This window comes from Ureibacillus acetophenoni (genome assembly GCF_900220965.1).
In the GTDB taxonomy this organism is placed as follows: domain Bacteria; phylum Bacillota; class Bacilli; order Bacillales_A; family Planococcaceae; genus Ureibacillus; species Ureibacillus acetophenoni.
This window is the reverse complement of record NZ_OBQC01000011.1, coordinates 1-21,587: the sequence shown is the minus strand read 5'-3', so window position 1 is coordinate 21,587 and position 21,587 is coordinate 1. Positions and strand designations below refer to the sequence as shown.

The following is a 21,587-nucleotide window of genomic DNA, read 5'->3' as shown; positions in this document are numbered from 1 at the left end:
AAACAAATGCCAAGTGAACATCATGAAAGTGACAAATGAGCTTAGAGAAAAACTCTAAGCTCATTTTTATTTATTGTTAGGACTCTCGTATTGAGTTACTTTAAGCGAAATAAACCTTTTCACTTCGTTTGATACATCTGAACGAAGTCCTGCTTTTCTGTATATTTGCCATTCGATGATTGGTTCCCCTTCTTCTTTTAACTTTTTAATGCAGAATTCAACTCGTCTTTTTTGGAAGGCTACTAAATCTTCTGAAACTTTACTGATAAAATTCATTGATTCTGGTAGCTTTTCCGACTTTTTCTCAAATACGGACAGCTTGTTGATTTTCTTCCCTAGTGATGTTGCTGTGATTCTTGTGGGTTTTTCAGCATCAAAATCCCAATTTTGAACCGCTTGCTTTAATAATGCCAACAATTCCTCATCTCTTTTTTTCCAATCAACTCGGTGGTTAGGAGTCTGAATTTTGTTCTTGATTGGTGAAAAATCATTCAGCCAGTCTCGGTCGTTACGATACAAAAAAGCATAAACATCGGGTACCAATTTTCTGAGTTCCGTCTTAGATTTCTCGGGATACAACTCTTGAATTTCCAGCCATTTTTCTTTTCTCAATTGTAATTGCTTCTCTAAATCTTCAATCGAATCTTGAACGATTTTAGTTACAATTTTTGGAGCCTTCCACGGAACATTTAACTGCAATTTATCCGCGTATTTTTTGATTGTTGCACGGTCTGCTTGAAACTCTCTTGCAATTTCAGTAAGCGTTTTTCCTTCGTTAACTGCTGTGGTCAGCTTTTGCTTCCAGACATGACCATATTCTTTTATTGTGCCAATTCGAAATTTATCTTCTTCATTTCGATCGGGTCCTTTTCTTGAATAAATAAAGCCACAATCGCATTGAAAGGTTCCAACTGGCTTCCTCGTATCATAATCCAATGTAATCCGCAAATCTTTTACAACACGTTTTCTATAATCCGAACAAATTGCATTCAGACATAGCCATGGACCTTTTCCAAAAGGATGATATTCGTTTTTATCAAATATATGATTCAAGTCTGTATCAAGAAACGACATCACCAGCAAATGGCGAATCGGATGGAATGATTTACGATGTTTTTGAAATATCATGGTTAACCAATCTGTTTCATCGAATTCAACTGTCGATTGCAACAGTTCCAAACATCTAGTTGAAAATTTCACATTAAAACTATGGTAAAGTCTTTCCCGTTTAACTCTTCCGTTCGGTGTTGCATATTCGTTTTGTTTTAAGAGTTCCAAAAATTTATTGCGTAAAGAGTTATTGCCTTTTTGAAGATAGTTCATCGTTAGCAGGGTATATGAAGATTGGGAAATTTTCTTTAACAGTTGAACCTCGTCTTTTTTTAATTCGCTGACATCGATCTTTCTTCTGTTTACCGATGGCGTTGCGACGATGTATTCATGCTGATTATAATCTCTCACAGGGGCAATTGTTTCTTCCAATTCAATCTCGTGTTGAGGGCAGAAGAAGACTCCAGGACATTGATGAATGCGACGCCAATACGTTTCTCCATAGGTTTCCATATCTTCTTTGATACAATTACTACACACCCAAAAGTTCTCTTTTAATTTCACATTGCTGGCTGCCATGCCAATTCGAGTATGAATCGTACTTCCCTCATCATTCATCATCGCCAGTTTAACCTGTTTTGCTTGCAGCGGGAGCAGGAACGCTGCGTAATAAGGGTACATCGTATAGTTGAAAATTAATTGTTCTGCATTCCAGTAATCTCCCGTATTCTTTAATAGTGCATTTAAATTCGCAGGTAAATCCCAAACCGACCGAACTGTTCGTTTTCCGAACAGTTCCTCTGTCGTCATCTTCGGACTTGTATTCCCTGATCTGACATGATATCTTGCTAAAACACTGTAAAGCAATTCATCAGGATATGGCGTCGGAAACCAATGTAGCATCTTCTTTATCCTCCCATAACTCATCTAATGGTTTTTTAATGATTCCTTTATCCAAAAAATATTCATGGACCGATTTCTTCTTCTGTCTTGCTTCGTGCATTAAGAAGACTAAATAATTTTCACTTGCCGACATTGCCCTCTTTTTCTTGACTGTGTTTTCTGCTTTCTTTCCATCTTTATCAATAAGCAATTTTACAACTTCTCTCAGCACAGTTGATTTTTCAATGTCTTCCCCTAATTGCTGAAGCACCTTTTTAATAGCACTCTCAACTTCTTTTGGTTCAAAATCCATGGATAATAGTTGCAACGTTATTTCTTCTAAAAGGGATTGTTCCTTTTTCACTCGTTTTTGTTTTTCGATTTTCTTTTGAATGCGAATCTTCTCCTGTAAATCTATGGAGGCTTTATATTTTTCCATTTCCTCATCCATATCAATTGGTCGAATATCCTCGTATTTGGCGATTTCACTTGGAATTCCTGACCTTAATGCATCTAACATAGGCTTTACCAATCTAAGACTGTCGCTAGCCACTTGTTTGATTATTTGTTTACTCAATTTTTCTTCTCCTGTTGCAATAGCTCTTACCTGTGATAATATGAAAAGTTTCACTGCAATGTCTAGAATTCCTTGGCTCTCCTCGTAAATCAATTCACTAAGTTCAGATGATAGAGGTGTATATTCGGTTGTCCACTGATACTCCCACATCCCATCCATAAATAAATCCCACGATACGTCTTGTGGCATTTGTGACCAAACCATATCTCCTTGACCACTACCACGTCTGGCTTGTCTAAACTCACTCTGTAACACTGAGATTGCTTTATTGGTTCCTACCATAATTACAGGAATACCAATCGTATTCACAAGTGTTACAAAAAAATTAAGCATCTTATCAGAACCGCCACTTTTGCTGAAACTTAGGTGTTGGATTTCATCGATAATAAGTAATCCAATGCCATGAAGACTTGCAAGATGTGCCATTCTCTGAAGCATTAAATCGGTGGTATTTTTTTGTGTTCCGAATTTGTTTAAATAGTTGGAACCAAGTAATCGATCTAGTTCTGAAAAAAAGCTCATACATAATCCTTTTAACGACCCATCAAAGGGACATTCTAGCTTCATCCAACTAATCTGAGTAAAAATGAATGGCTTACCTTTATATTGATGATGTTTGATTAATTGCGGATAAAATGATAGCACTCTTTCGATAGCAGTCGATTTTCCAATTCCAGATAGACCAATAATCGTAAAGCCAGCAGCAGTTCGTTTAGTTTCTGTTTGGTAACTTTTCAAAAATTTACCCTCTTTAATTGCTTTGTAACTCTCATGAACTCGCATCACTTCTTCTTTTTTCATTGGATTACGGTGCAAATATCCTTGTCGAATAGCTCTAGAAATCCTTTGTTCAAGATCCAAATGCTTCTCGAAAGGTTGAAAATATTGAAAAAGTCTCTGGATACAATGAAACCGATAATTCGGATTTAAGGTCCGTTCTTTTTCATCAAACGGAGGAAACATCGAAATTTGTTCAATGACGTCATCCTCCGTAAAAATTGGGGGAAGTGCTTCAATCAAAGGATTGGATTCATAATCTTGAACAATCTGTTCACTATAAATGGCATCTACCATTTCTTCCCCATGCATATTTTGTGATTCACTTGCTGCTAATTGCATGTTTCAACTTCTCCTTTTGCTTTTGACGTAATAAATCCATTTTCGATACACCCTTAATAGGAGTAACTTCTTCAACCTTTTCTTTATTTTCAACTTCCTGAAGGATTGGAATAGCATCTGCTAGTAAAAAGGCTTCTTCTTTTCGCCTTGCTTCCTTTTCCATTAATCGATTCTCGCGAATTCCTTTAACCTTTTGGTTATTGCTCATCTGCACTTTTTCTTTATCCAAAGATCTTTTCGCTTTTTGAACAATGTGTTCAATATCGTTAGCTAAATCCACACTTTGCTGAAGCTCTTCGTGTGCAAATGATTGCTCTTTCAACAATTCATACGCAAAATAATGCTCGACTTCTTCGATGGTTTTGCCACTGTACTTCTTTTGATGGTCCAATAGGGTTGCAACCTCATAACTTCTTCCGTCTTCACTTGGTAAGTAAATGTGTGACATATCCCTTGGATCATAACAAATTGGAATTTTCCAGCTTTTTTCTCTTGCTTCCCCGAACCAATTTTCTTTTAATGCGGTCTCGCTGCTGAATCGCATCTTTTTAAATTCGATTCCTTTATAAGTCACCCTTGCGTTGGCTGTCGGAAGGAGATGAAGTTTCACAATATCTTCCGAATAAGAGCGAAGTTTTCCTGACCTATTTTTTATTCCCCAATTCCATAACTCACGAGGAATCAGAGAAACTTCATCTTCAATCATCATTTCATCTTGGTTATAATTTTTTAACCAATGATGATTGTTGTGATAAAGGACACATTTAATGATGACGCTTGTAAATTCCTCTAACGTTAATGTAGCGTCTAGTCGATAATCTCTGTCTCCTCTCACCCTGACATCAGTATCAATTGTTCCAGGCAAAAATGGTTTTACCTTTGTATTGATAATTCGAAAGTGTTGCTCCACAATCCCTTTCCAATCGGCTCGATAAGGCGGTGTATTTTCTACTTTCATATGGAAAGCATTAATAAGCCGCTCCACATTGTAACCTTCTAACTCACCACGATCGGCTAACAGCGTTTGAGGAAGGTAATGACAATTCCATTCTTCTTTGGTTATTTCGATGCCGTATTGCTTACAATACGAAACTTTATCACTTGTAGTATTGGCAAGAGCCATCATAGCTCCAAACCAAGAAGGTCCTTCAAGACCTACATAAAGACCAACAACCATACGGCTAAATACATCAATTACAACATAGATGACAGGGCGTCCAATGATCCAGTTTCGGTTAAAAGAACTTATCAAGTAAACATCGGCAATCGTCGCGTCGATTTGATACTTTGTTCCAGGTCCGTATAAATCACCAACAGATGTTCCTAAAACCGCCCGATGGTTTAATTCATATTTTCGGTTTCCTTTTCTTTTGCGAAGTTTGTCTTCAACTTTATAGGTCTTTTCATACCAATATTTAAATTGCCTTAAAGTAGGTAGTTTATCTTGAGCAAAGAGAATAGGTTTTTTTACCCCTTTATCATAACGATAACCCTCTATAAAAAAGGTTTCTAGCATTAATTTATAGGTCGTAGCCAGTGGATTTTTTTTGGTAGTGTGATAAAATCTTTGAACACTGACCCCAAAGATTTGTTTGATTTCATCGGTGATGACGATTCCTTCCCCAACGATATCTTCAAACTTTTTGCGTCTCCCATTCTTCCTATCTTTATAGGTTTTTTCTTTTCCTTTACCCCCAGACTCCTTATAATCAGGAAGCAATGCGTTTTTGACTTTCCCTCTCTGCCAGTATTGAACCAAATATTTGTAAAACAGTCGTTTGGTTTTCCCTGTTTTAGTAACCGCCGCTTTTATAAGGCGACCCCGTTTGTCACTTTCGAATATTTCTGGCTCTTGTGAAACCATGTCTTTAATGCACTCCCACCGTTCATCCCGTAATTTCTTGCTTTTATCTGATAGTTGTTCCTCATCTTGATAAATGAACCCATAAGGATCACTAACATTTAGCGATAACAATTGTTCATTATGCAATTGCTGTAAATCAGAGATTTTCCGTTTGATAGGGGTTGTGCTTTCTTTCTCCATATCAATTGTATAGCAGACGACATTTCCTTCATCTATCCAAATAATTCTTTCCAATCGTTCTTTACCACTGGCTTCTTCGATACGAATTATGTCATTGACTACAAACATTCCATTCCTTCTTTCTTAAATAGATTCAAATTTGAATACATCCTCTACCCAAAGGTGGGTATAAATCTTCTTGGTTATATCAACAGGCACTTCTTTTCGAGCAATTAAATGCTTTAGGATTTCGAGTCCCATACCACTTTCCAATTGAAAGGTTTGATCAAATTGGGTCACTATTTCAATAATGGAAGTGTTATATTTTTTAATAAAAGCTTTTAGTTGTTGGGCATACGTATAAAGCGTGGAGCTAGGCAAATCCTCAATTTTAAAATATGAGGAATGCAACCATTCCACATTTTCTACCATATCTTTGGGAATTTCATTATCCGTAATAATCCCCCAATCAATCCCGCGACTTTCCCAATAGGTACGTTCAATCTCAAATTTTTCAATAATCCGCTCGTTTTCCAAATCTTTTGATGGTTTTACTGTACGAGCAACATGTCTAGTGCCTTTTGAGTCTTTTATCGTAATAAGAAAATCAGTCGTCATGACAATAGGAATTTGAGATTTTGGATCGGTTGGATGCTTAATTCCTTTTTCATTCGCAATAATCCAAGTATCATCCCGAGTTAATGGGTATTGCTCTCTAATATCTACAACACAGTCATTCCATTCCAATACATAGTAATAACTGCGTTCCAATTTGGATAAAAATTGATGGATTCGATTTGTTTTCCAACCTTTACCTCTTGTCGCAAGTCCACTTGATGGGAAGTCCTGAATGTTAATCCATGGCTTATAATGCTCTCCAGTCCCTTTCCCCCTACCCTCTTTTTCCATATCACAGATTTTCTTTTCTGTTAATTCATTTTTTCTCTTTGTAATAATAATCACTCCTTGTTCGGTAATACCTGTTCCTATCATAGGCACTGAAACTTATTCATACTTGTCACAAATTTTCCCAACAAAAACCCTAACAAAAAAAACAAATTAATGAAAAAATATATTTCTAATTAAATTTTTTAAAAGTAAATATTTTTTTGTTCAATTCAACGTAAAATACAAACTACATATTAATATATATTTTGGACATAAAATGTAAATTACAAACTACATAAAGTAAACTTTCCCTAAATTTTACAATAAAAAAAGACTTGGAGTTATTTATCCAAGTCTTTCGGAATAGACAGAAACTGATTAACGATATGTATATTATCTCTAAATACTTCTTTTTTTTCGTTTGCACAGTATTTTACTACATTGATAAATAGCGATTTAATATCCTTAATTATGACATCATCAAGTGCATTAATATTTACATTACGTGGAAGTGGTTGATCTTGTGTGGCAAGTATTATCAAGTCCCTCCATGTGTTAGCTTTAGAAACTTTCCCTGAAAGGATTGCTTTTATCCCTCCATCCACTGAAAGATTGTTTAATGTTAAAAGATAAGCTTCAAGATACCGAATTGATATTTTATCTGTTTCTTTATTAATAAACTTTTCAACTTGATTCTTTAACTCAGAGGGTTTAATATCGGTTGAGAATTTGTATTTTAAATTTCTTCTCAATTTTATTAAAAATTCATTATACTGATCATCTGTCATTAATTTAATGGTATTTCTAATATTTTCGATATACACTTTCATCCCCCTCTGAAAAAGATTCTAATCCTTTCTTATCTTCTACATCATTTCATAAAATCCCTTTAAAGTCATATAGCATTTTCGCTCGTTAACTAAAGAACAAATAAGCTTTACTTCTTAATGAAGTAAAGCCTCCGTTCGTAATATAAGGTTAGCCAGATATTTCTGGTTGACCTTTTTCTATATGGTCTTATTATAACGGTAGTCGGGGTAGAACGTCGCCTCCGTGGGACTCGATCCCGTTAGCTAAACTGTTCACCCCCTACTTGTATAAACATGTTTCAGGCTGGTTGGGACCATGATCCCGTTTAACAAGCGAACCTATGACATTACAAGGAGCCTTAGGGGATACCGACTAATCGAATAAATTGAAGGAGATGTATATATGAATCCAGTAGTTGGCCTGGATGTTTCTAAAGGTGAAAGCCAAGTACAAGCTTTTTTAGATAAAGGTAAACCATATCGTAAGAGTTTTAGTATTGAGCATAATGTTAAAGGTTTAGAGATTTTTTTAGAGTTTCTTCATGAGGTAGAAATAGCTGCTAATGGAGTTCAACCTTCGGTCGTAATGGAATCTACGGGGCATTATCATATACCTGTGGTTCAATTCTTAGATGAACAAAAATATGTTTATATTATCATCAATCCACTTATCTCACATCGAGCCAAAAGCTCAAGTCTTAGAAAGGTTAAAACAGATGCAATTGATGCTTATCACCTTTGTGAACTGTTTTATAAGGAAGAATTAGAACCTTATAAAAAAAGAGGAATACAACTCTTAAATCTTCGTAACCTTACGCGGCAACAAGAGAGTATTGCGGAAATCGCTGCAAAGACGAAAGTACAGCTCCATTCTTTATTAGATCAGGTTTTCCCCGAATATCGAGGGGTATTTGGAAGCTTGTATTCAAAAGTTTCATTACATACTTTACTAGCCTTCCCTACTTCTGAGGCAGTATTAAGTGTTACGGAAGAAGAATTAACGGAGAAAATAGCTTCACTATGTACGAGTCGATCTGAACAATGGGCAAATGAACGAGCAATAAAATTAAAAGAAGCAGCACTTCGTAACCCGTTTCAACATAACCTTTACGAAAGCCATATTTTTAATCTTGAGATGTTAATAAAGATTGTTCTTCAATACCAAGAGCATTTATCAAAGTTAGCAGATGAGATTGATTCTCTCGCTCAAGAGATTGAAGAATATGAATTACTCCAATCTATCCCTGGAATCGGAGAAAAAATCGCTGCAACGATTATTTCCGAGATTGGAGAGATAGATCGGTTTAATAGTGCCAAAAAACTCGTTGCATTCGCTGGAGTAGATCCTAGTGTATATTCATCAGGAAAATTTACTGCATCAATTAACCGAATAACCAAACGAGGATCTAATAGGCTTCGCCATGCCTTATATATGGCCGTTCAGAGCGGTATTCGAGATGCACGAAAATCTAAGACAACCGAAGAGATTATTCCACGAAATAAAAGACTAAGAGAGTTTTACGACAAAAAACGTGAAGAAGGAAAACCCTTCAGAGTCGCCGTAATAGCATGTGTTAATAAGCTCTTACATTGGATTTACGCCTTATTAAAAAGCAGAACTACGTTCCAGGATATAGCTTAATAACTATATCTAAGTTAATACAACAAAACCTTCCAATAATAATTAGGAAGGTTATTTGGCATGCACTTTTTTAGTATAGCATGAGCTTATTAATCTTTTTATAGAAAATTATTGACAAACTATTAGCTGGTTTAGCACAATAAGGCTGATATTTTTAAAAATTCTTTTTAAAATTCTCCATTTAATTCAACCAACTTATTTTTAATAAATGGATCTGTTTCTTTTGGTAATTGGTCAAATTTAAAAAATTTGGCTTCAATGGATTGATTCTCGTCTGGAGATAGTTCACCTTCATAGTCCGTACATAGATACCCAATTGCGACAATGTGATACTCATCTTCGCCATCTTCTGGCTTCGTATAGAGTTCCAGACCAGAATATACCCCAAATAATTGTAATGATTTTATAGTTAACCCTAAATCAACTTGTGCGTTTCTTTTAATACATTCCTCAACTGACTCATTTAACTGCAATATTCCACCTGGAAGACCCCAAATTCCACCTTTGTATCTATTTAGTAAAATTTCACCTTGATTATTGATGATAGCTACACTTGGTCTAACTATTATCAAAGGGGAGTTTCCGATTATATCCCTCATAGTTTCACAATAATCCATGAAATCCTCCTACGGTAACTGTTTAATGAACTTTGTAACATTCCCCATACAACAACTACCTTGTGGGTTGTTTACCTCACAACCACAACGATTTTCTTTTACATTTTGTTTAATATGTTCTAATGGCTTTGAAGCAAGTCCATCTTTCACGTATTGAGTTATTTTTTCTCTGGTCCAATCAAAACAGTAGCAAATTGGTACAGTAAGAGAATCGTCTTTTTGGAAAACAGGAACCTTAATTTCCGATATTGAGTATGTTTTTTTGTCTGTATCAAAGTACACAACATCACATCCCTCTAAATTACAGAAAAAATGTTCTGAATTAGGATTTAAAGAATCTAATACTGATGGTTTTAAGATGGCTTTCAACGTAATTATTTTTACTTTTTTACCTTTTTTCTTACAAGATGGACAATATTCAGAAACACTAGTTTCAGAAACCATTTCTTTTGTATTTGTTGAACAACAATCAGACATATACTACACCGACCTTCCACCTCAAATTAATAAGAAAATTATAACATTTTAATTCAACTATTATGTTCTGTTAGTTGAAGAATGGACTTTTCTCCATACTTCATTATTTCATTAATTTTACAATATCACAATTTCCAATCAATTGGATAATTCCTTTACTATTTTTAAAATAACTAAAAAGCTCGACCCTAATTTTGGATCGAGTCTTTTTAATGTTAGTTCCCAACTTTTTTGTTTGGTACCCGACTTTTTTGTCCAGTTCCCAACTTTTTTGTTCAGTTCCCGACTTTTTTGTCTTTCAACACGAGTTTTTTTATATTATTTTTGTTATTCAACTGTCACCGATTTAGCCAAGTTACGTGGTTTGTCTACGTCTGCACGACGGTGTAATGCTGCATAGTAGCTAATTAACTGTAAAGGAATTACCGACACAAGTGGTGTTAAAAGTGTGTGCACCTTTGGTAACACTAAGCGGTCTCCTTCTTCGTTTATACCTTCCATAGCGATAATACATGCATTCGCTCCGCGCGCTACTACTTCTTTTACATTCCCGCGAATGTTTAAAGCCACCTGCTCTTGTGTTGCTAAAGCAAATACTGGTGTACCTTCCTCAATTAACGCAATTGTACCGTGTTTAAGTTCTCCACCTGCAAAACCTTCTGCTTGGATATAAGAGATCTCTTTTAACTTTAAAGCGCCTTCTAAACTTACATAGAAGTCTATGTTACGTCCGATGAAGAACGCGTTACGTGCTACTTTTAAATAATCTTCGGCAATTTGCTCTAATTCATCTTTTGAATCTACCAATGTTTGAATCGCGTTTGCAGTTATAGCTAACTCTTGTTTTAAGTCAAAATCAATATCTTTCCCTAAAGATTGTGCTGTTACAAAAGATGCGATTGCTAATACAGCGACTTGAGCTACATATGCTTTTGTTGAAGCTACAGCGATTTCAGGACCAGCATGTAGTAATAACGTGAAATCCGCTTCACGAGAAAGTGTAGACCCTGGTACATTCGTAATTGTTAACGCTGGATAACCTTTTTCCTTCACTTTTACTAGCACTTGACGGCTATCTGCAGTTTCACCAGATTGTGTTATGAAAATAAACAATGGTTTTTTTGATAATAACGGCATGTTATAACCGAATTCACTAGAGATGTGCACTTCTACAGGAATGCCTGCGATTTTTTCGAAGTATTGTTTCCCTATTAATCCAGCATGATAACTTGTTCCTGCAGCGATAATATAAAGGCGGTCTGCTTCTTTTAAAGCTGCTAGTATATTCTCGTCAATCGATAATTCACCATTCGCATCGCTGTATTCTTGAATAATTTTACGAACCACACCTGGTTGTTCATCAATTTCTTTTAGCATATAGTGAGGATATGTTCCCTTTTCAATATCACTCGCATCTAGCTCAGCTTTAAATGGTTTACGATTAATAACACGACCATCTAGAGTTGTAATTTCTACTTTATCTTTATGAACGAGAACGATTTCTTTATCGCGTAGTTCAATATATTGATCAGTTACTTGTAACATAGCCATTGCATCAGATGCAACAACGTTAAAGCCATCGCCAACACCTACTAGTAAAGGTGATTTATTTTTAGCAACATAAATCGTATCAGCATCTTCTTGGTCAAGTAATGCTAAAGCATATGAACCATGTACTAATGATAATGTTTTACGGAAAGCTTCAACTGTTGATAGACCTTCTCTCGCAAATAAGTCGATTAATTGTACAATAACCTCTGTATCTGTATCAGATTGCATTTGAATGCCTTTTAAATAAGCTCTTTGCAATAGATGATAGTTTTCAATAACACCATTGTGCACAAGTGTAAAACGTCCAGTTTCACTTTGGTGAGGGTGAGCATTTAGTTTGTTTGGTACACCGTGAGTTGCCCAACGCGTATGACCAATTCCAATGCTCGCATCTACTTCATCATTTACAGCCGTACGTAAGTCTGCAATACGACCTTTTTCTTTAAAGATGGTTACACCATCATCATTACGAACAGCAATACCTGCTGAATCATAGCCACGGTATTCTAGTTTTTCTAAACCTTTTAATAATATTTCCTTCGCGTCTAGTACGCCATTATATCCAACGATTCCACACATAGTTAATATCCCTTTCATGAATGCACATCAACTTTGCCTTATTCAAATACGTAAGGACATATTTGTGCCCTGAATTTACCCGAGTGGATCCGGAAAGAATCATCTATTCTTTCTGTCAGTGGCTTAACTTCACCTTTTCGTAATGATCTCCTCGCGAAAAAATCCCATTATTCAATTGTGGAATGCTAATGAAGTTAAAAGGCAATACAAAAACAACTACGGATTGCTTGCAATTTTGGAATTCTGTCTAATTCCCCTGTAGAAGCAATGTAGGTTGATGATGCATTTATCCATTTATATATTTGCCATTTCGTTTCTTTGTCCATAAAATTGCTTTTATGATTTCAAACGAAAATAACGACCGGGCATTCGATCGGGAGGCATCCGCCGAATTTTCGATAAACCTCCACCTCGTCAACTAAGGATTAGTTTTCCGTCCGATTTCCTTAGCTCAGGCGCTATAATTGTCTTCCTTTTAACCGCGCTATTGTCCCTCCTATGCGCTGTGTTTGAAATTCCTTCCATTTGGAATTCAAACCTACTTCATCATACAGAATATGCAACTTCCCGTCAATAAGTTGTGTAGTATGTACTATACTAACGAAATAATGTTATTGAAAAAATTTCCACTAGGTTCGGCGTTCTAGTGGAAACTTTGGGGAATATGCTATTTCTTTTCTTACAATATAATAAAAAATTTATTCATTGGAGGGCTAATGTTACAAATACAAGTGTCTTATTACAATCCTTTTTCTTCTAATAAATTTACAATTTCACGATTAAAAGCATGGAGGTCTGCTGGTGTTCTACTAGTTACAAGTTGCTTTCCGCAAACTACCACTTCTTGATCGTGGAATTTTGCCCCTGCATTTTCTAAATCTACTCTAATAGACTTATAACCAGTTATATCACGACCTTCAATTGATCTTGCAGTAATTAATAGTTGAGGTCCATGGCAAATTGCAAATACTGGCTTCATAGCACTCATAAAGGATTTTGCAAAGGCTACGACTCTGTCATCATCTCGTAGTAAGTCTGGTGAAAATCCACCTGGAATAAATAATGCATCAAAGTCTTCTGGATTTACATCTGAAATACCATAATCTATTTCTACTCTTGCCTCTCCCTGTTTTCCACGAATCGCTTTGTTCCCATGTTTATCAATAGTCACTACTTTATGTCCAGCAGTTTCTAATGCCTCTTTTGGGCTTGTGAATTCACTATCTTCAAATAAATCAGTAATTAACGTTGCAATTTTTGCCATAGTATCACTCCTAATCATTTCGTACATCTCTACTATTGACGATTTCAATTGCAATTAAACGCATATAAAAGAAAAATCCAGTAGTTATCTACTGGATTTTTGTTCTTATTTTATTCTGCTAAGCCCATTTCTTCTTTAACAATATTTGCAATTCGATTAACATAGCTTTCACATTCTTCTTCAGTTGCAGCCTCTACCATTACGCGTACAAGTGGTTCTGTACCTGAAGGACGAACTAATACTCGACCATTACCTGACATTTCACCTTCGACTTGTGAAATAACCTCTGCTACTTTCACGTTTTGTGTAACAGCATGCTTATCTGTTACTCTAACATTTACTAATTTTTGAGGATAAATTGTCATTTCAGATGCAAGTTCAGAAAGTCGTTTTTCAGTTACTTTCATAATATTTACTAACTGAATCGCTGTAAGTAAACCATCACCAGTTGTATTATAGTCAAGAAGAATAATATGCCCAGACTGTTCGCCACCTAAGTTGTAGTCATTTTTGCGCATCTCTTCTACGACATAACGGTCACCAACTGCAGTTTTTACACTTGTCATATTATTTTCTTCAAGTGCTTTATAGAAGCCCATATTACTCATTACCGTAGATACAACGGTATTTTTCTTTAAACGACTTTTAAGATTTAAGTATTTTGCAATGATGAACATAATTTGATCACCATCTACAATTTTTCCGTTTTCATCAACAGCAATCAATCGATCTCCATCACCATCAAATGCTAGACCTACATGTGCTCCACGCTCAACAACAAATGCTGCTAGTTTTTCAGGATGTGTAGACCCAACACCATCATTTATGTTTAATCCATTTGGAGAAGAACCTATGGATGAAATATCCGCCTCTAAGTCCGCAAATAGATGGGTTGCTAAAGATGAAGTTGCACCATGTGCACAGTCTAGAGCTACATGTATTCCCATAAAGTCTTCATCAACAGTTTGCTTTAAGTATGAAATGTATTTTTGATTTCCTTCGAAATAATCACTAACAGTACCTAAGTCAGCCCCAACTGGTCGAGGTAATGTATCTTCTTCAAGGTCAAGATAGCTTTCTATTTCTGCTTCTTGTGCATCAGTTAGTTTATAGCCATCTGGCCCAAAGAATTTTATACCATTATCTGCTACAGGATTGTGTGATGCTGAAATCATTACTCCAGCATCTGCATTCATAACTCTTGTTAGATAAGCTACACCTGGTGTACTTATAATTCCTAGTCGCATAACCTCTACCCCAATAGATAGTAAACCTGCTACTAATGCTCCTTCTAACATATGTCCTGAAATTCTTGTATCACGTCCAATAATTACTTTGGGACGACCTGTTGCATGCTTTGTTAATACGTAACCGCCAACACGTCCTAGTTTAAATGCAAATTCAGGTGTTAACTCGCTATTAGCTATACCACGAACTCCATCGGTTCCGAAATATTTTCCCATTTGATTCTTCTCTCCTTCAATGCTAGTCATTCTTTTAATGCTAGGCATTTAACGCTTCTACAATAATCTTTGTATATATTATTGCTTTTAAAATGTCATTGTCACTGTCCATTGGAATTGTTGCTTTCAGAATTATTAATTGTATTACTTTCTACAGTTTCTGATGTTTGTTCTTCATTTGTTGTTTCGTTAGAAGATTCTTCATCATCCAAGGTAGTACTTTCCTCTTTAGTAACATCTGCTTGTACAATGATGCTACTCGTAGAAAGCTTAGTTGCACCATTTGGTACTGATAGGCTCGCTTCATATTGACCCGTGCTTTCAATTTCTGTCACGTCAAATTCTACGATTAGTTCAGTCAATCCGTCAATAATGGATTTAGGACCGAATACTTGGACAAATGAGGTCGGCGTTGATAGTCGGTTAATTGTTACATTTTCCTTCGGTGTACCTACTTGCTGAATTCGAATCGGAATTTCACGACTATACTCCGCTAACTCTACTTTCACCTTAACTTTTGCTGGTTCAATGGCAACGTCTAATTTATTTAACTTATTATCCAAGACTTTAACTTCAGCATCTTGCTCAAACGAACGGTCGATGCCAGGATTACCTGTCACAGTTGCTTTTACGTAATTTATACTAGCAATAACACTTTTTGCACCAGTGACAAATACTGTGCTTGGTTCAGCAACCATACTTTCAAGAACATATGCCTCATTAATAAGGTTATAGTTCATTTCGGGTTCTATAGGTAGTTCAGCTGTTACTTTTTCTTCAATTGAAATTTTTACAGTCTCTGGGTTAACTTTTACAGATAATTTGTCCGAGAAGGCTTCCGTCTGTATTTTAACTTCATGTTCCCCAATTAACAATGTATTTAAGTCAACAAATAGTTTAAAATCCTTTTTCAGCTTTGTATTTAGTACGATTGGCATTGGTCCTTCTATCGTTACATCTACTGTATCAGGCAAACCTGAAACAATTAAATTATCTGAATCATAATACGCTTCAAGAGGAACATCTGTTAAAACATCTACATGATTGTTTGAAGTCGATGTAATCCCTTCATTTAGCAATGATTTAACATAAAAGAACATTAAGATCGCAAGTACCAATGCGGTAATTCGTAATATCCAAGGACTATCAAATAGTTTATCCATTCTTTTTCCCCCTCCAAGTCCACTTAGAGGATAGATCCGAATCTTGCTCTGGACCAAACCACATTTTTCTCAGGTTCGTTTCAAATTCATCAATTGTTAAATTTCTATTTAAATTTCCGTTCTTAGCCAAACTAATCGCTCCTGTTTCCTCGGAAACAATAATGGTAATGGCATCGGTTACTTCACTTAAACCAAGAGCTGCACGGTGACGTGTACCTAACTCTTTAGAAATAAATGTGCTTTCTGATAGTGGTAAATAACAGGCAGCTGCTTCAATTTTAGTCTTTTTTAGGACAACAGCTCCATCATGTAATGGTGTATTTGGGATAAATATATTTATGAGTAATTCCGAGCTTATATCGGCATTCATTTTTATGCCTGTTTCAATATATTCGGTAAGTCCTGTTTCATTTTCAATGGAGATAAGTGCTCCAATTCGGCGTTTTGCCATGTAACTAACGGCTTTTTTAATCGCCTCAATTAATCGAGTTTGTTCATCGCCAATTTGACTTGTTGATCGCTGAAAGATCTTTCCTCTCCCAAGTTGTTCTAAAGCTCTTCGAATTTCAGGTGTGAAAATAATAATTATCGCTATAAATCCGAAGTCAATAACTTGTTGCAACATCCATCCTAAAGTATCAAGACCTAATATTTCTGTTGCAATTCTTGAAAAGATAATAACAAATAGACCTTTCAATAATTGAACAGCCTTCGTACCTTTAATGAGGGTTAATAATTTATATACAACGTACCAGACAAGTAGTACGTCTAAAAAGCTAACAATAACATTTACAGGTGTAAAGTCTGTAAATTGCTGAATAATCTGCATGTGGCATCCCCCACTTTTCTAGCTAATACCCTAAACAATCATCTTATTTAAAACCTATTTATTTGACGCATCAAAACATTAAAAGTTCACATTGTTCACTTAAGGTAATGTCAGGTGTTCTTTAATTTGAAAACATCTTCAAAGGAAGTATTTAAACGAATAATTTAAGAGAAATAAAATTCTTAAATGTTAAAAACAGTATATCATATTTCTTCTATATACACCTTTTTTTACAGTCAAAATGCCTACCAAAAAAGCTATATTAGTTGCATATTATTTTGCGAATCGGGTCAATTTATATACCTTAGTCATTCCAATAAAAAAGCCTACTCATACGAGCAGACTTTAGTTATTAAAGTTTATGAAATTTTTATTACATATATTAATTTATTGAAAAAGTTCAACAACATTATTTCCCATTGTTTTTAACTCGTACCAAAGCCATTCAAATACTTCATCGATTTCTTCAATTTCACCAGTTACAACAGCGGTAGAAGCCATGTATTGACCATTAATAACCGTTACATTTCCATCTACCTCTCCCTCAACAATTAAGTCACCATTTCGAACAACGATATCTCCCTTAACGATTTCACCTTCTGGGACTATGACTGTTTGACCATCGACAATTAAATTTGGTTGTTTCGTAACAGAGAAATCATTATTTTGATAACTTCCAACTAACGATGCACTCATAAATAGGAGGAACACGCAGGCAGCAACTAAGATTGGATGACGTCTAAACCAATTTTGAATACCTATTCGACTTTTACCTTTTGGAAGACGTTTCATAACCTCGCTTTCAAAATGAGGAGGTGCTGTTATGTGTGCTGCACTTTTTACAAAAGCTATTGTGTCACTCAATTCGTGCATGTGCTGCCTACAAGGTGAGCAGTTTTGTAAATGTTTTTTCAGTTGTTGTTCATGGTCTCTGCTTATATCACCATCTAAGTACTCGTGCATATAGTCAACAATATGCTCAGGACACGTACTCATGCATATAACCTCCTACAGATTGTTTAATTGCTTTCTTAAAGCCTCTCGCCCTCTGTGTATTCTAGTCTTTACCGTTCCAAGGGGCATATCTAATATTTCACTTATTTCTTGTAGTGATAGCTCTTCAATATATTTCAATACAATAACTGAACGATATTTGTCAGGTAATCTACTTATTTCATATTGAATACGATCTTGAAGCTCCATTTGTTCAACTGCATCAGCTGGTAGCTGATTGTCTGAAGATAATTGGGAATACATATCAAGACCATCTGTACCAGCAACTTCTGCATCTAAATAATAGTCAGGTTTTTTCTTTCTTATCCTATCAATACACAAATTAGTAGCAATCCTGTACAACCAAGTTGAAAACTTTCGTTTCTGGTCGAAGGTATGAAGGTTGATATACGCTCGAACAAAAGCTTCTTGCGCTATGTCTTCTGCTTCATGATTGTTACCTAACATTCGATAACATATTTGATATAACTTATGCTGGTAGAGGCTCACAATATCAGAAAATGCGTTTTGATCACCTTTAAGCACTTGCTTTATTCTTTTGTTCACTAGCGCATCCATCTTGTTTTCTTCTCCACCCTTTTCGGTTCCATAATATTTACGAATAACTTTAAAAAAAGTTTCATTTTAATTAAATTATAACAGAATTTCTTCAAACCTTAAAAAGTATAAACTAGTTTTTTTTTCCATTATATTTTAATTCATAAAAACTATTTTCTATTAGACCATTGTTAAAATTCTGATGCTAAAATTTATGTTCTTTCTTGTACCATCATACTTGAACGATCTTTAGAAAGTTAAACTAATTTTTCACCAAATAATGATCCCATTAGAGCAACAGCTGTATCTGCGGTTTTATTTCTCTCATCTAGAATAGGATTTACTTCAACAAATTCTGCTGATGTAATAATATTTGCTTCTTCTAGCATTTCCATAGCTAAATGACTTTCTCTATATGTTATTCCTCCTGGTACAGGTGTGCCTACTCCCGGTGTATATAGAGGGTCTAAAGCGTCTAAATCTAGGGATAAATGTACTCCATCTACTTGTTTTTGAATTAAATAGGAAATTGCCTCTTCCATAACCTTAGTCATCCCTAATCGATCAATCTCGTGCATTGAATATACTTTAATGCCTAGTTTTTTAATAAGCTCTTTTTCGCCAGGATCAACAGACCTAGCACCAATGATAATAATATTTTCAGGTTTAATTTTTGGAGTAAAATCACGTATTTGAGTTAATCGATCATCACCAATTCCTAGACATACAGCTAAAGGCATACCATGAATATTGCCTGAAGGTGTAGTTTCTGGTGAATTCAAATCAGCATGAGCATCATACCAAATAACACCTAAGTTTTTATAATGCTTTGCTAGACCCGATAATGTACCAATCGCAATACTATGATCGCCCCCTAAAACAAGTGGAAAACGACCTGCATTTAATACATTTTCAACACGATCTCCTAATTCCGTACTAATTTTAATGATGTCATCTATATTTAACAATTTATTGTTTTGTTCAACAATTAAATTACCTTTTTTAACTTGAATATCCCCTTCATCTACTACTTCATATCCCAATGCTTCAAGACGTTCTACTACACCTGCATAACGAATAGCGCTTGGTCCCATATCGACACCACGTCTTCTTTGCCCATAATCTGATGGAACTCCAATAATTGATATGTTTTTATTCTGCATAATTTATTCCCCCTTACCAATATTTTAATTGGTAATTATAGGTGGCTCAACCTAACAATTTTCTGTATTTTTATACAATTTTAGGTGTTAAATTATGTAGGACTCTAAAACACAAAACATTATATCAGGTATTATGTAATTCTATATATTATTCATTTTATTAGAGGCCTTATCACGGATTAAAAAGATCAGTTCTTCTAGGAGTTTGCGCTAAAGTGGATTGAGACTTTATCAGGACCTTTTACTTTGGGGTTTCGTTATGTCGTGGTCTTCATCGACTATATCAGGACCTTTTCTTCTGGAGTTTCACGCTAAAGTGTTCTTCATCGACTTTATCAGAACCTTTTCTTTCGGGGGTTCACACTAAAATGACCTTCATCGACTTTATCAGGACCTTTTCTTCTAGGGTTTCGCTCTAAAGCAGTCTTCATCGACTTTATCAGAACCTTTTCTTTCGGGGGTTCACACTAAAGTGGTCTTTATCACCTTTATGAAAGACATTTCCTCCAGATTTTCATATCCAAATGTCCTTCATCACCCTTATGAAAGACATTTCCTCCAGATTTTCATTTCCAAATGTCCTTCATCACCCTTATGAAAGACATTTCCTCCAGATTTTCATTTCCAAATGTCCTTCACACCCTTATGAAGGACATTCCTTCAGAATTTCACATTATGCTTGTAATTAATTTCTTCTCACTTTAAATTAGACATAAAAAAATCCCTCACTCGATGAGTAAAGGATGATCATTTTTATTAAATAAAAGCTGGGGTACCAGGATTCGAACCTGGGCATGACGGAATCAAAATCCGCTGCCTTACCGCTTGGCTATACCCCAACGTTTAAAATGGTGGAGAGGGACGGATTCGAACCGCCGAACCCGAAGGAGCGGATTTACAGTCCGCCGCGTTTAGCCACTTCGCTACCTCTCCATAGACACTTATGGTGGAGGATGACGGGCTCGAACCGCCGACCCCCTGCTTGTAAGGCAGGTGCTCTCCCAGCTGAGCTAATCCTCCATATAGTAAATGTCAATTGTTATTTAAATGGTGACCCGTACGGGATTCGAACCCGTGTTACCGCCGTGAAAGGGCGGTGTCTTAACCACTTGACCAACGGGCCATTAGGCATGTCCTAAACAAGACAAGAATAATAATATCATGAATAAACACTTATTGCAACCCTTTTCGCAATTGTTTTTGAAATAATACTATTTCATAATAATTACGTAAAAACTGCAAAAAAAAATGGCTCCGAAGGTAGGATTCGAACCTACGACCAACCGGTTAACAGCCGGTTGCTCTACCACTGAGCTACTTCGGAACGATTAAATATATATATGTTTAATTTAAAGTACATTTATAATTATATCCACAATTGGAAAATAATCAAGTACTTTTTAAAACTTTTCTCTAATTTATATAATTGATGATTGACCCTAATTATTATGATTAATTTTACTCACCCTTATACTACTATAGCAATTAAACTTAATATTTTATCTTCGTATACCTGTTGTATAATTTTCAATATTTATAAGTCTATTTCAATTCAATCGATATTTTGTTTTCAAAGTGAATAACAATTGTTTATATCAATAATTGGGAATTTTAATGTATAAAAAAAGCCACTACTGATAAATCAGTAACGACTTTTTGAGCCTAGCAACGTCCTACTCTCACAGGGGGAAGCCCCCAACTACCATTGGCGCTAAAGAGCTTAACTTCCGTGTTCGGTATGGGAACGGGTGTGACCTCTTTGCCATCATCACTAGACTATTTTATGTATTGAAAGAAGTTCATTCCTTCAAAACTGGATAAAGACATTGAAAGCGTTCAAGTTTGTTTTGGTTAAGTCCTCGATCGATTAGTATTCGTCAGCTCCATGTGTCACCACACTTCCACCTCGAACCTATCTACCTCATCGTCTTTGAGGGATC

Annotated in this window: 16 protein-coding genes, 5 tRNA genes and 2 rRNA genes; 1 reads left to right on the top strand and 22 read right to left on the bottom strand. The window is 35.5% G+C overall.

Features of this window, described 5'->3' with window-relative positions; genetic code table 11:
• Nucleotides 1-66 precede the first annotated feature (66 nt).
• From CRO45_RS13885 to CRO45_RS13865, 5 genes are all read right to left on the bottom strand, one after another.
• A complete protein-coding gene (locus tag CRO45_RS13885; protein ID WP_170949496.1) occupies nucleotides 67-1,953 on the bottom strand; it encodes a TnsD family Tn7-like transposition protein in 1,887 nt (628 codons plus the stop codon).
• On the bottom strand, nucleotides 1,922-3,628 hold the full coding sequence (locus CRO45_RS13880) for an ATP-binding protein (RefSeq protein ID WP_097150230.1): 1,707 nt from the start codon (nucleotides 3,626-3,628) through the stop codon (nucleotides 1,922-1,924). Before CRO45_RS13880 ends, CRO45_RS13885 begins: the two co-directional genes overlap by 32 nt.
• Nucleotides 3,609-5,780, bottom strand: coding sequence for a Mu transposase C-terminal domain-containing protein (locus tag CRO45_RS13875; RefSeq protein ID WP_097150229.1), 2,172 nt, complete (start codon nucleotides 5,778-5,780; stop codon nucleotides 3,609-3,611). Before CRO45_RS13875 ends, CRO45_RS13880 begins: the two co-directional genes overlap by 20 nt.
• A 15-nt stretch (nucleotides 5,781-5,795) precedes the next feature.
• Nucleotides 5,796-6,644, bottom strand: coding sequence for a TnsA endonuclease N-terminal domain-containing protein (locus tag CRO45_RS13870; RefSeq protein WP_235864605.1), 849 nt, complete (start codon nucleotides 6,642-6,644; stop codon nucleotides 5,796-5,798).
• A gap of 236 nt (nucleotides 6,645-6,880) precedes the next feature.
• Entirely contained in the window at nucleotides 6,881-7,363 is a 483-nt protein-coding gene (locus CRO45_RS13865) for a hypothetical protein (protein WP_097150228.1), read from the bottom strand.
• A gap of 388 nt (nucleotides 7,364-7,751) precedes the next feature.
• On the opposite strand from CRO45_RS13865, the gene CRO45_RS13860 reads away from it, so the two are divergent.
• Entirely contained in the window at nucleotides 7,752-8,990 is a 1,239-nt protein-coding gene (locus CRO45_RS13860) for an IS110 family RNA-guided transposase (protein ID WP_097150227.1), read from the top strand.
• Nucleotides 8,991-9,157: 167 nt separating this feature from the next.
• Here CRO45_RS13860 and CRO45_RS13855 read toward each other — a convergent pair whose 3' ends face one another.
• The 17 genes from CRO45_RS13855 to CRO45_RS13775 form a co-directional block, all read right to left on the bottom strand.
• Nucleotides 9,158-9,607, bottom strand: coding sequence for an NUDIX domain-containing protein (locus tag CRO45_RS13855; protein ID WP_097150226.1), 450 nt, complete (start codon nucleotides 9,605-9,607; stop codon nucleotides 9,158-9,160).
• A 9-nt stretch (nucleotides 9,608-9,616) separates the two neighbouring features.
• On the bottom strand, nucleotides 9,617-10,084 hold the full coding sequence (locus CRO45_RS13850) for a putative iron-sulfur cluster-binding metallochaperone (RefSeq protein ID WP_097150225.1): 468 nt from the start codon (nucleotides 10,082-10,084) through the stop codon (nucleotides 9,617-9,619).
• 327 nt (nucleotides 10,085-10,411) lie between these two features.
• Entirely contained in the window at nucleotides 10,412-12,214 is a 1,803-nt protein-coding gene (glmS, locus tag CRO45_RS13845; protein WP_097150224.1) for a glutamine--fructose-6-phosphate transaminase (isomerizing), read from the bottom strand.
• 739 nt (nucleotides 12,215-12,953) lie between these two features.
• A complete protein-coding gene (locus tag CRO45_RS13840) occupies nucleotides 12,954-13,478 on the bottom strand; it encodes a type 1 glutamine amidotransferase domain-containing protein (RefSeq protein WP_097150223.1) in 525 nt (174 codons plus the stop codon).
• A 110-nt stretch (nucleotides 13,479-13,588) separates the two neighbouring features.
• Complete coding sequence (gene glmM / locus CRO45_RS13835) at nucleotides 13,589-14,941, bottom strand: phosphoglucosamine mutase (RefSeq protein WP_097150222.1); 1,353 nt, start codon at nucleotides 14,939-14,941, stop codon at nucleotides 13,589-13,591.
• Between the two features lie 101 nt (nucleotides 14,942-15,042).
• Entirely contained in the window at nucleotides 15,043-16,104 is a 1,062-nt protein-coding gene (locus tag CRO45_RS13830) for a CdaR family protein (protein WP_097150221.1), read from the bottom strand.
• Nucleotides 16,097-16,933, bottom strand: a complete 837-nt coding sequence (gene cdaA, locus CRO45_RS13825) for a diadenylate cyclase CdaA (RefSeq protein ID WP_097150220.1) — start codon at nucleotides 16,931-16,933, stop codon at nucleotides 16,097-16,099. Before cdaA ends, CRO45_RS13830 begins: the two co-directional genes overlap by 8 nt.
• 387 nt (nucleotides 16,934-17,320) lie before the next feature.
• Nucleotides 17,321-17,929, bottom strand: a complete 609-nt coding sequence (locus CRO45_RS13820) for a zf-HC2 domain-containing protein (RefSeq protein WP_097150219.1) — start codon at nucleotides 17,927-17,929, stop codon at nucleotides 17,321-17,323.
• Nucleotides 17,930-17,941: 12 nt separating this feature from the next.
• A complete protein-coding gene (sigW, locus tag CRO45_RS13815) occupies nucleotides 17,942-18,505 on the bottom strand; it encodes an RNA polymerase sigma factor SigW (RefSeq protein WP_097150218.1) in 564 nt (187 codons plus the stop codon).
• A 236-nt stretch (nucleotides 18,506-18,741) separates the two neighbouring features.
• Nucleotides 18,742-19,647, bottom strand: coding sequence for an arginase (gene rocF, locus CRO45_RS13810; protein ID WP_097150217.1), 906 nt, complete (start codon nucleotides 19,645-19,647; stop codon nucleotides 18,742-18,744).
• Nucleotides 19,648-20,414: 767 nt separating this feature from the next.
• Nucleotides 20,415-20,486: transfer RNA gene (locus CRO45_RS13805), tRNA-Gln, on the bottom strand.
• A 10-nt stretch (nucleotides 20,487-20,496) separates the two neighbouring features.
• Nucleotides 20,497-20,580: transfer RNA gene (locus CRO45_RS13800), tRNA-Tyr, on the bottom strand.
• An 11-nt stretch (nucleotides 20,581-20,591) separates the two neighbouring features.
• A tRNA-Val gene (locus CRO45_RS13795) sits at nucleotides 20,592-20,667 on the bottom strand.
• 28 nt (nucleotides 20,668-20,695) lie between these two features.
• A tRNA-Glu gene (locus CRO45_RS13790) sits at nucleotides 20,696-20,770 on the bottom strand.
• 126 nt (nucleotides 20,771-20,896) lie between these two features.
• Nucleotides 20,897-20,971: transfer RNA gene (locus CRO45_RS13785), tRNA-Asn, on the bottom strand.
• Nucleotides 20,972-21,307: 336 nt separating this feature from the next.
• Nucleotides 21,308-21,423: ribosomal RNA gene (gene rrf / locus CRO45_RS13780) — 5S ribosomal RNA — on the bottom strand.
• A gap of 71 nt (nucleotides 21,424-21,494) precedes the next feature.
• A 23S ribosomal RNA gene (locus CRO45_RS13775) occupies nucleotides 21,495-21,587 on the bottom strand; the annotation flags it as partial.

Bases quoted from the DNA above. Each gene is read 5' to 3' on its own strand.
- CRO45_RS13885 (WP_170949496.1), bottom strand. From the start codon at position 1,953: ATGCTACATTGGTTTCCGACGCCATATCCTGATGAATTGCTTTACAGT.
- CRO45_RS13880 (WP_097150230.1), bottom strand. From the start codon at position 3,628: ATGCAATTAGCAGCAAGTGAATCACAAAATATGCATGGGGAAGAAATG.
- CRO45_RS13875 (WP_097150229.1), bottom strand. From the start codon at position 5,780: ATGTTTGTAGTCAATGACATAATTCGTATCGAAGAAGCCAGTGGTAAA.
- CRO45_RS13870 (WP_235864605.1), bottom strand. From the start codon at position 6,644: ATGATAGGAACAGGTATTACCGAACAAGGAGTGATTATTATTACAAAG.
- CRO45_RS13860 (WP_097150227.1), top strand. From the start codon at position 7,752: ATGAATCCAGTAGTTGGCCTGGATGTTTCTAAAGGTGAAAGCCAAGTA.
- CRO45_RS13855 (WP_097150226.1), bottom strand. From the start codon at position 9,607: ATGGATTATTGTGAAACTATGAGGGATATAATCGGAAACTCCCCTTTG.
- CRO45_RS13850 (WP_097150225.1), bottom strand. From the start codon at position 10,084: ATGTCTGATTGTTGTTCAACAAATACAAAAGAAATGGTTTCTGAAACT.
- glmS (WP_097150224.1), bottom strand. From the start codon at position 12,214: ATGTGTGGAATCGTTGGATATAATGGCGTACTAGACGCGAAGGAAATA.
- CRO45_RS13840 (WP_097150223.1), bottom strand. From the start codon at position 13,478: ATGGCAAAAATTGCAACGTTAATTACTGATTTATTTGAAGATAGTGAA.
- glmM (WP_097150222.1), bottom strand. From the start codon at position 14,941: ATGGGAAAATATTTCGGAACCGATGGAGTTCGTGGTATAGCTAATAGC.
- CRO45_RS13830 (WP_097150221.1), bottom strand. From the start codon at position 16,104: ATGGATAAACTATTTGATAGTCCTTGGATATTACGAATTACCGCATTG.
- cdaA (WP_097150220.1), bottom strand. From the start codon at position 16,933: ATGCAGATTATTCAGCAATTTACAGACTTTACACCTGTAAATGTTATT.
- CRO45_RS13820 (WP_097150219.1), bottom strand. From the start codon at position 17,929: ATGAGTACGTGTCCTGAGCATATTGTTGACTATATGCACGAGTACTTA.
- sigW (WP_097150218.1), bottom strand. From the start codon at position 18,505: ATGGATGCGCTAGTGAACAAAAGAATAAAGCAAGTGCTTAAAGGTGAT.
- rocF (WP_097150217.1), bottom strand. From the start codon at position 19,647: ATGCAGAATAAAAACATATCAATTATTGGAGTTCCATCAGATTATGGG.